The organism is Pseudoalteromonas sp. AWH4_217 (assembly GCF_056161105.1).
The window spans coordinates 1-318 of sequence record NZ_JBSWYM010000077.1 but is presented as its reverse complement, the minus strand read 5'-3'; the positions used below and the strand labels follow the sequence as shown (position 1 = coordinate 318).

At 50.9% G+C, this 318-nt stretch carries 3 tRNA genes; all 3 read right to left on the bottom strand.

The window, feature by feature from the left end:
- Positions 1 to 18: 18 nt before the first annotated feature.
- Positions 19 to 95, bottom strand: a tRNA-Val gene (locus tag ACXAH1_RS24760).
- A 33-nt stretch (positions 96 to 128) separates the two neighbouring features.
- Positions 129 to 205, bottom strand: a tRNA-Val gene (locus ACXAH1_RS24755).
- 33 nt (positions 206 to 238) lie between these two features.
- Positions 239 to 315: transfer RNA gene (locus tag ACXAH1_RS24750), tRNA-Val, on the bottom strand.
- Between the last annotated feature and the right edge of the window lie 3 nt (positions 316 to 318).

Genomic DNA, 318 nt, shown 5'->3' with positions numbered 1-318 from the left:
GTGACTTATCAAATAAGTTGGTACGACCGAGTGGATTCGAACCACCGACCCCCACCATGTCAAGGTGGTGCTCTAACCAACTGAGCTACGGTCGTACAGGGATGTGCATTGTGACTTATCAAATAAGTTGGTACGACCGAGTGGATTCGAACCACCGACCCCCACCATGTCAAGGTGGTGCTCTAACCAACTGAGCTACGGTCGTACAGGGATGTGCATTGTGACTTATCAAATAAGTTGGTACGACCGAGTGGATTCGAACCACCGACCCCCACCATGTCAAGGTGGTGCTCTAACCAACTGAGCTACGGTCGTACA